General features: G+C 72.2%; 8 protein-coding genes. 7 read left to right on the forward strand and 1 reads right to left on the reverse strand.

Going from position 1 to position 7,658, the window contains the following annotated elements; all coding sequences use genetic code 11:
* The coding region (locus ACOJTC_RS12790; protein WP_420117018.1) for a helix-turn-helix domain-containing protein at positions 1 to 679 on the reverse strand (679 nt) is incomplete at its 3' end.
* Between the two features lie 204 nt (positions 680 to 883).
* On the opposite strand from ACOJTC_RS12790, the gene ACOJTC_RS12795 reads away from it, so the two are divergent.
* From ACOJTC_RS12795 to aroA, 7 genes are all read left to right on the forward strand, one after another.
* Positions 884 to 1,132, forward strand: a complete 249-nt coding sequence (locus ACOJTC_RS12795) for an acyl carrier protein (RefSeq protein WP_204923103.1) — start codon at positions 884 to 886, stop codon at positions 1,130 to 1,132.
* On the forward strand, positions 1,125 to 2,687 hold the full coding sequence (locus ACOJTC_RS12800) for a class I adenylate-forming enzyme family protein (protein WP_420117019.1): 1,563 nt from the start codon (positions 1,125 to 1,127) through the stop codon (positions 2,685 to 2,687). Before ACOJTC_RS12795 ends, ACOJTC_RS12800 begins: the two co-directional genes overlap by 8 nt.
* A 160-nt stretch (positions 2,688 to 2,847) precedes the next feature.
* Positions 2,848 to 3,570, forward strand: coding sequence for a Phenylacetic acid catabolic protein (locus tag ACOJTC_RS12805; protein WP_204923101.1), 723 nt, complete (start codon positions 2,848 to 2,850; stop codon positions 3,568 to 3,570).
* A gap of 15 nt (positions 3,571 to 3,585) precedes the next feature.
* Positions 3,586 to 4,716 (forward strand): 4Fe-4S cluster-binding domain-containing protein, encoded by a 1,131-nt coding sequence (locus ACOJTC_RS12810; protein ID WP_420117020.1) that lies wholly within the window; start codon positions 3,586 to 3,588, stop codon positions 4,714 to 4,716.
* Positions 4,717 to 4,747: 31 nt separating this feature from the next.
* Positions 4,748 to 5,005 (forward strand): acyl carrier protein, encoded by a 258-nt coding sequence (locus tag ACOJTC_RS12815; RefSeq protein WP_204923099.1) that lies wholly within the window; start codon positions 4,748 to 4,750, stop codon positions 5,003 to 5,005.
* Positions 5,002 to 5,886, forward strand: coding sequence for an SDR family oxidoreductase (locus ACOJTC_RS12820; protein WP_420117021.1), 885 nt, complete (start codon positions 5,002 to 5,004; stop codon positions 5,884 to 5,886). Before ACOJTC_RS12815 ends, ACOJTC_RS12820 begins: the two co-directional genes overlap by 4 nt.
* Positions 5,887 to 5,907: 21 nt before the next feature.
* The coding region (aroA, locus tag ACOJTC_RS12825; RefSeq protein ID WP_420117022.1) for a 3-phosphoshikimate 1-carboxyvinyltransferase at positions 5,908 to 7,658 on the forward strand (1,751 nt) is incomplete at its 3' end.

The following is a 7,658-nucleotide window of genomic DNA, read 5'->3' on the forward strand; positions in this document are numbered from 1 at the left end:
CGGCCTCGCCGGCGGCCACGAGCTGCTCCGGCCGGCGCGGGGCGATCCCCGGCCGGTGCGCCGGCGGTGGTCCGTCGGCCGGTGCCCGGTCCGGGGCCGACGCCGGGCCGGCCGGGTCGCCGCTCGCCGGTCGCTCGTCGCGGGGTACGGCGCACAGCGCCAGGGTCTGGCCCGGCGGCTGGCGGTAGAGCCCGACCAGGGCCACCACCGTGGCGACGAACCCCGGGTCGGTGGCCAGGGTGAGGCCGTCCTGGAGGTGGGGACGCAGGTCGAACCGACGCCAGATCCGGCCGACCGTGGACGCCGAAAGGCCGCTGTGGACGGCCATCGACGCCCGGGACCACCGTCGTGCCGGGGCCGGCGTGGCGTCGAGGGTGGCCGCCACCACCCCGTCCACCTGCTCGGGCCGGACCGAGCGGGGCCGGCCGGCACGCGGGTCGTCGGCGAGCCCCGGCAGCCGCGCGGCGGCGAACCGGGAACGCCATTTCCCGACCGTCGCCGGTGAAACGTTCAACCGGGTCGCGACCTCGATATTCGTGGCCCCCTCGGCGCAGGCTAAAACGATTCGGCAGCGAATGGCGAACGACTGCGTCGAGTGGGCCGCGCGGGCCCCCTTCGTGAGCTGTTCCCGTTCCTCGTCGGTGAGCACCAGCCTGGCCTTCGGCCGCCCCTTCCCCATGCCACGATCCTATCCGGATATGACATGGACTAATGGCGCATCGCGATCGTGGGAGCGGTCACGGTCGATTGCTCGGACGGTTGCCCTGGACGGTTCACGACGGGACTGAGTATGGTCCCGACGAGTCCCGGACTTGGGGGAAGGGGCCGCTACCGCAACGTTGCCGTGGCCCGTGTGGTGATCTGACATGGGGGGACCGCTTCAGTGACCACGACCGATCTGCACGAGAACATGACGTCGATCTGCGCCGAAGTCCTCCACCGACCCACCGTCGGTCCCGACGACGACCTCGTCGAACTCGGCATGGACTCGGTGGGCGCGGTGGAGATCGTGACCCGGGTCGAGGCGGCGTACGGCGTGGACGTGGTCGACGTCATCTTCGACACTCCCACGGTCAACCGGCTCTGCGCGGTCGTGGAATCCGCCGCCGTCCGCGACGAGTCGCATGCCTAGTCCGCTGGCCGAGCCGAACCTCGCCGACACGGCGAACCTGCTGGATCTCGTCACCCAGGCCGCGGCGGCCTACGGGGACGACCCGTACCTGCTCCCGGCGGAACCCGGTGGCCGCCAGATCAGCTTCACCGACGTGCTGACCTTCACCCGGGGCTGCGCGGCGCTGCTCGACGAGCACCGGGTGCCGCCGGGCGGCCGGGTGGCCGTGGTCCTGCACAACTCGTCGCTGGCCGCGCTGCTGTTCCTCGGCGTCATCGCCGCCGGGCGGATGCTGGTGCCGCTGAACCCGAAGTCCGGCCCGGCCGAGTTGGACACCCTGCTCGCCCACGCCGACGTCGCGCTGGTGCTCGGCCCGTCGTCGACCGCCGCGAAGGCGTCGCCGGGCCGGCGCTGGCTGACCGTGGACGACGCGGAGGGGTTCCTCACCGCGGTCCTCGACCGGGGCGTCGCCTACCGGGGGAAGCTGGTCGCGCCCCCGGACGGCGGGGCGGCCGACGCCGAGATCGTCTACACCTCGGGGTCGACCGGCGCGGCCAAGGGCGTCGTGCTGTCCCACCGGGCCCTGCTGGCCAACTCGCTGGCGCTGGTGCGGTGGGCCGACGCGGGCCGCGACGACGTCTTCCTCAACGTCATCCCGATGCTGCACGTCGGCGGGCAGGGCCTGCCCACGCTGACCCCGCTGTGGTCCGGGGGGCGGACGGTCTGTGTCCGCTCGGAGGTGGCGCTGGCCCGGTTCTGGAACTACGTGGACCGGCACCGCCCGACCTGGACCCTGGTGGTCAACGCCTACCTCGCGCACCTGGTCGAGCGGCCGCAGCGACCGGCCGACAGCCGGCTCAAGGGGGTCCTCGCCGGCGGCTCGGCGCTCAGCCCCGACCTGATCCACCGGTTCGAGAGCACCTTCGGCATCCCGGTGTTCCAGGTGTACGGGATGACCGAGATGACCTCGCTGACCGTGGTGGAGCCCCGCGACCGCCAGCCGGGGGACCGGCGCACCACCGGCCTGCCGGTGCCGTTCGCCCGGGTCCGGGTCGTCGACGCAGACGGGCGGGACGTCGCGCCGGGGGAGAGCGGGGAGGTCCTGCTGAGCGGCCCGAGCATCTTCACCCGGTACGAGGCCGCGCCGGAACTCACCGCCGGGCGGCTGGTCGACGGCTGGGTGCGCAGCGGCGACCTCGGCCACCTCGACGAGCGTGGCGAGCTGACCATCGTGGACCGGATGGACAGCATGGTCATCGTCAGCGGCGAGAACGTCTACCCGGCCGAGATCGAGAACGTCGTGCCGCAGCTCGACGGGATCGCCGACGCGGTGGTCGCCGCGCTGCCGCACCCGGTGACCGGGGTGGAACTGGTGCTGGTCTACACCCTGCTGCCCGGCGCGGTCGCCCGGGAGGACGACTGGCGCGCGCTGTTGCTCAAGCAGCTCAGCGCGTTCAAGGTGCCGCGCCGGTTCGTCCCGCTGGCGCAGTTCGGGGTCGACAGTTTTCCGCGTACCCCGCTCGGCAAGATCCAGCGGTCGGACGTGCGGCGGTTGGCGGTCACGAACCTGACCTGAGTCACCGTCGGTGTCGGACGAGGAGGAACGGGGGGTCTGCCAGGAGATCGGTTCACCGGGGGCACCTGCGGGTCCGTCGTCGTACCGCGCCAGTGTCGGTGTCCCTTTTTCCATAATTCGCGGGCGTGAATGCCAACAGGAGGCGAGCTGCGTTATGCCGGTGGAGATCTTTGACGACGAAGAAGTAGTGGTACGTACCCCCGACGAGCTGAAGCGCATGCCCCGGGCTTACCAGAAGGCGCTGATCAGCCAGATCATGATCAACACGGAGGGTGAACTCTCCGGCGGAGACGACTACACCATGATGTTCCTGCCGCTGGCGCCCAACGCCGAGGAGCGTCAGGTGTGCGCGGAACGGGCCGCCGAGGAGTACGACCACTACAAGATCGGTAAGCGGGTGCTGGCCGAGATCGGCATCGACACCTCGCACATGGAATCCCAGTCCATCGAGGAGCGTCGGCTCTTCGCCGACAAGCGACTGCACCAGTGCACCACCTGGGCCGAGCGGGGGATCTACTCGTACATCGGCGAGGAGAGCGCCCTGATCATGATCAAGGAGTTCGCCCAGGGCAGCTACAAGCCGTGGGCGGACGCGGTCCGCACGATCATCCTGGACGAGAAGATCCACATCGCCCACGGCGCCCGGGTCTGCCGCAACCTCGCCGCCACCGACGAGGGCCGCGAGCAGTTGCAGGCCGCGCTCGACCGGCTCTGGCCGGTCTTCCGCGACCTGTTCGGCACCCCGGAGTCCGAACGGTCCAAGCGGGCGGTCCGCTACGGCCTGCGACGCACCACCAACGGTGAGGCGTTGCAGCAGTGGGAGAACACCGTCATCCCCCGGATCCACGCGCTGGGGCTCGTCGTCCCCGCCGTGGCCACCTGAGAGGACGCCCCACCCATGCCCACCCCCATCGCGATCAATCCCCGTCCGCTGTCCCGGCGGGAGGCCAAGGTCCGCCTGGCGTCCCTGCTGGCCGACCGACCCGACCTGGCCGCGCGGTTGCAGGTCGTCCGGGACATGGGCCGCCGGGTCAGCGCGACCGAGGTGCACCTCACCACCACCTGCAACATCCGGTGCAAGGGGTGCTGGTACTTCGAGGGCGGCTTCGACGCGGCCGTTCCGGAGACCTCCGACCCGGCGTTGATCTCCCGGTTCGTGGACTCGCTGGTGGCCAGGGGTGTCACCCAGGCGACCCTGATCGGCGGCGAGCCGACGCTGGTCCTGCCCCGGGTCGTGCCGTTCGTCGAGCGGCTGCCGTACGTGACCATCTCCACCAACGGCATCCGGCCGCTGCCGATGAGCGGCTTCGAGCAGGTCGCGGTCGCCATCAGCCTGTTCGGCGGCGGCCCGCTGGACGACGCGCTGCGTGGCTACCGGGTCAACGGCTCGTCGTTCTCCGGCCTCTTCGAGACCGCCCTCGGGCACTACCGCAACGACCCCCGGGTGATCTTCGTGTACGCCCTGTCCGAGGAGGGCCTGCAGTACGTCGAACCGACCGTGCGGGCCATCCAGGACAACGGCAACCAGGTCACCTTCAACTTCTACTCCGCCCACGGCAGCGACCACGCCCTGCGGATCGAGAACGAGCAGCGCACCCTCGCCGAGGCGCTGCGGGTCAAGCAGGCGTACCCGGAGACGGTGGTCTGCCACCCGTACTTCATCGAGTCGCTGATCACCGGCCGCACCCACTGGGACGGCCAGTTCGGCTACGACGTCTGCCCCAGCATCAGCGTGGACCACCCGGACCACGCCGAACGGATCCGCAACGGCAACCCGGTCCTGGACGGTTTCGCCGTCTACGGCGCCGACTACCAGACCCTCCAGTTCTGCTGCACCTCCGGCAACTGCGCGGACTGCCGGGACAGCCAGGGCGTCTACAGCTGGCTGCTGGTCAGCATGAACCGGTTCCTCGACGACACCGGCCGGCTGGAGACCTGGCTGGAGCTGGCCGAGAGCTACTGGCGTCAGTGGTACTGGGCGCAGCGGCACCACACCAACTTCGCCCGCCGCGCCCCGTTGACGGCCTGACCGATTCCCCTGCGAGACAAGGAGCACCCGGATGTCTTCTCCATCGACCGAGATCACCGCCCCCGCCGTCGAGGAGCGCCTGCGCGCCGAACTGATCGACCTCGGCGTCGAGGACGACGCGATCAGCGCCGACGCCAAGTTCGACGCGCTGGACATCGACTCGCTCGACGTCGCCGACCTGATGGCCATGGTCGTCAAGGAGTACGGGGTGGAGATCCCGCGCAGCGAACTCGCGGACGTCACCATCGGTCAACTCGTCGAGCGGATCGTGGCGGGCGCGTCGAGTTGAGCTCGTCGCTGAGCCTGGACAAGCGCACCTACCTGGTCACCGGGGTCCTCAACAACGAGTCCATCGCCTGGCACGTCGCGGCGGCCCTGCAACGCGAGGGCTGCGAGGTCATCCTGACCTCGTACGGGCGGGTCGGCCGGATCACCCGCCGGGTGGCCGACCTGCTGCCGTCCCGCCCCGAGGTGCTCGAACTGGACGTGATGTCCGACGCGAGCGTCGACGCGCTGGCCGAGGCGATCGGCAGCCGCTGGGGGCAGCTCGACGGGGTGCTGCACAGCATCGCCGCCGCCCCGCCGGACGCGTTGGGGGCCGGGTTCGCCACCGCCGGGGCCGACGGGGTGCTCGACGGGTTCCGCGCGTCGGCGTACTCGTTGCAGCAGCTCACCTCCGCGCTGTCGCCGCTGCTGAGCCGGGCCCCCGGCGGCGGCGCGGTGGTCGGGCTGACCGTCGACTCGACCCGGGCGCTGCCCGGATACGGGTGGATGGGGGTCTACAAGTCGGCGCTGGAGGCGGTCTGCCGCTACCTGGCGCTGCACCTCGGCCCGGCCGGGATCAGGGTCAACCTGGTCGCCGCCGGGCCGGTCGAGACCGTGTCGGCGCGCGGGGTGCGTACCTTCTCCGCCCTGGCCGACCAGTACGAGCGGTGGGCGCCGCTGGGCTGGGACCGGGCCGACCCGGCCCGGGTGGTCGGGGCGGTGCTGTTCCTGCTGTCGGACCTGTCCCGGTACACCACCGGGCAGGTGGTGCACGCCGACGGCGGCATGCACGCCGTCTTCGGCGGCGTCCCGGCCCCCGGCCCGGCTGCCGCCCCCGGCCCGGCTGCGGGACCGGAGCCGGGCCCAGCTCCGGCGACACCGTCGCCACCAGACACCGCCGGCTGACACACACTGCGGGGAGGGACTGTGCGTCTCGTCATCAAGGGCACGGCCGAGCCACTCGTGGGCGAGTTCGACGTCCCGGCGTCGAAGTACCACGCGCACCGGGCGCTGATGCTCGCGTCGCTGGCCGACGGGACCAGTCGCATCCACGGCGCCTGCCACGCGGGCCACGTGCAGCACACCATCCGGGCGCTGCGGGACCTCGGCACGGCCGTCACCGTCGAGGGCGACGCGTTCGTGGTCCGTGGCGGCCGGTACCGCCCGGTACGTCCGGAGGTCTCGGTCGGCAGCTCGGGCACCACGCTCTACTTCCTGACCGGGCTCGCCGCCCTGGCCGAGACCCCGGTCGGCATCACCGGGCAGAAGTACTTCCGGCGGCGGCCGATCCGCCCGCTGCTCGACGCCCTCGCGGACATCGGCGTGCAGATCACCTCCACCGGCGGCCTGCTGCCGATCCGGGTCGCCGCCCACCCGCCGACCGGGGGCCGGGTGCGGATTCCCGGCACGCTCTCCCAGTGGATCTCCAGCCTGCTGCTGGTCAGCCCGTTCGCCACCGGCCACACCGTGGTCGAGGTGGTGGGCGAGTTCAACGAGCGGTCCTACGTCGACCTCACCGTGGCGATGATGCGCCAGTTCGGCCTGCACGTGCAGGTCAGCGCGGACGGCCGCCGGTACGACATCGAGCCCGGCCAGCGGCCCACCCCGGCGGTGGTACGGCTGCCGCCGGACGTCGGCGCCGCCGCGTTCGGCCTGGCCGCGACCGCCCTGCACCCGTCCGACGTGCTGTTCCGGGGGCTGCCGGCGGTCCCCACCGGGGAGCTGGACCATCCGGAGGCGCACCTGCTGGACAGCCTCACCACGATGGGCGTGCCGCTGACCCGCGACCCGGCGACCGGCTGGATCAGGGTGCGCCACGACGGGCTGCGGCTGGCCCCGGTGCGGGTGGACTGCCGCGCGGTGCCCGACATGCTGCCGGTGCTCAGCGTCCTCGGCTCCCACGCGCACGGCACCACCGTGCTCGACCACGTGGCCCACGTACGGCTCAAGGAGTCCGACCGGGTGACGGCGATGCTGCAACTCAACCGGATGGGCGGCCGGCTGCGGCTCGACGGCGACCGGCTCCTCTGCGAGGGCGTCGGCCAGTTGCGGGAGGCCGACCTGTCCTCGTTCAACGACCACCGGGTGCTGATGGCGCTGGCGGTGGCCGCCTCCCGGGCCACCGGCGAGAGCCGGCTGACCTATCCGAACGCCCACCGGATCTCCTTCCCGCAGTTCCTCGACCAGATGAACGGCGTCGGCCTCAACATGTCGGTCGACCGGGCCCGCGCCCGCCGCCTGCCCCGCCCCGCCGACCTCCAGCCCGCCGGTCGACGTACGGCCGGCGCGCCGGTCGCGTCGCCGGCCCGCTCCGCCGGACCGTCCGTGCCGACGGCCGCCCTGCCGACGCCTGCCGAGCTGGCCGCCATCCCGGTGGCCGAACTGGTCCGTCGGCACGCCGACACGCGCGGCGACGACGAGGCCGTGGTCGAGGCGGCCTCGCCCGGCCGGGCCGGCGCCACGCTGAGCTGGCGCGACCTGGACCGGGCCGCCGACCGGGCCGCGTCGCTGCTGCGGGAGCTGGGCGTGGGCCCCGGCGACGTGGTCGCCTGGCAGTTGCCCAACTGGTCGGAGTTCGTGGTGCTCACGCTGGCCGCCACCCGGATCGGGGCGGTCTGCTGCCCGCTGATGCCGTTCTTCCGGGAACGCGAGGTGAGCCGGCTGCTGCGCCGCTCCCG

It is taken from the genome of Micromonospora sp., from assembly GCF_048594385.1.
In the GTDB taxonomy this organism is placed as follows: domain Bacteria; phylum Actinomycetota; class Actinomycetes; order Mycobacteriales; family Micromonosporaceae; genus Micromonospora; species Micromonospora wenchangensis.